The organism is Ideonella sp. P3_A4 (assembly GCF_056403075.1).
In genome coordinates, this window is the sequence record NZ_JBFUGE010001176.1 from 1 (window position 1) to 1,018 (window position 1,018).

Below are 1,018 nucleotides of genomic sequence, written 5' to 3' on the forward strand. Positions count from 1 at the left end.
CTGGGTGTCACAGGAGTCGTTCAGTGAAGCGAAAGTTGATAAAGCGAGAGCCGTCGAGGCTGTTCCTTGGCAGTCTCAGCGTTGCCTCGGGCAACCTCACTCGACATCTTGAAAGTCTGGCCGGTGCGCCGCCCCAGGTGCTCGATCGAGCACTTCTCGCAGAGCTTTCCGACATGCTTCCTTTCCCTGGGGCCACCGCTGTAGACACGCCGTTAGCAACAGACATGGCAGTCGATGTCGCTTTGCAGGGCTATCGGTCGGGCATCGCCACAGACTTCTCGCTGGGCGCCATCGGCTTCCCTCTGTATTGGCGACCAAGAGTTCGGCTCGCCGCAAGGCTCTACCATCTTCGATCGAGGCAACCCAAAGCCACGTTTCAGGTCATCCAGCGAATGCCTTGGTCCACGTATCTCAACAGGGTCTTGTCCTGGCGGGTTCTCATCGGCCTGGAACACCCAGCTCGTCGCAACGACTTGGAGCTCCTGCTCCGCCAAGCTTCAGAGCAGTTGGTCACGCGCTTGCAAGACTCGGCATGACGCTCAACCGCTCCAACGTCCGGTACCGTTCGAAGGCGACGCAAGATGAAGTTCAGCGTGGGTGATGCGGTCATCAAGAATCCGGCCACGTGGAAGGCCAATGAGTTTGACTCGTGGGGGCGAGGCGAAGGGGTTGGCCTCGTTGTCGAGCCGCCGGTCCCGCTGGACGACAGCGAGGTTGACGTTCGTTGGCCGAAGGGTCGGTGCTTTGAGAACGTGGATGAGCTTCTTCCAGCCCCGCCCGATGCAACCCCATCCACAGCAGCGGCGAATGTCTAGCGTCTGCGGCACGAAGGCGTCTCGGACGTCTTGGGCGAGCGCTACAGCCCCACAGCCCCAAGCGCCGCGCGCAGCAGGCTTGGCGTCATCCCCGTCCAGCGCTTGAACGAGCGGCGGAAGTTCGTGCTGTCGTGAAAGCCCAGCTGGCGCGCCACCTCGTCGTTGGCCAGGCCGCGGTGGTGGAACAGGTGCATCGCCAGGTG

At 62.0% G+C, this 1,018-nt stretch carries 2 protein-coding genes; one reads left to right on the plus strand and one right to left on the minus strand.

The features are described from left to right. A partial coding sequence (locus AC1DYI_RS36755) for a hypothetical protein (RefSeq protein ID WP_477209010.1) occupies positions 1–536 on the plus strand: 536 nt, incomplete at its 5' end. 320 nt (positions 537–856) lie between these two features. Here AC1DYI_RS36755 and AC1DYI_RS36760 read toward each other — a convergent pair. Beyond that, positions 857–1,009 carry a helix-turn-helix domain-containing protein gene (locus AC1DYI_RS36760; RefSeq protein WP_477209011.1) on the minus strand — a complete coding sequence of 51 codons (153 nt, stop codon included), beginning with the start codon at positions 1,007–1,009 and terminating at the stop codon, positions 857–859. Between the last annotated feature and the right edge of the window lie 9 nt (positions 1,010–1,018).

Bases quoted from the DNA above. Each gene is read 5' to 3' on its own strand.
- AC1DYI_RS36760 (WP_477209011.1), bottom strand. From the start codon at position 1,009: ATGCACCTGTTCCACCACCGCGGCCTGGCCAACGACGAGGTGGCGCGC.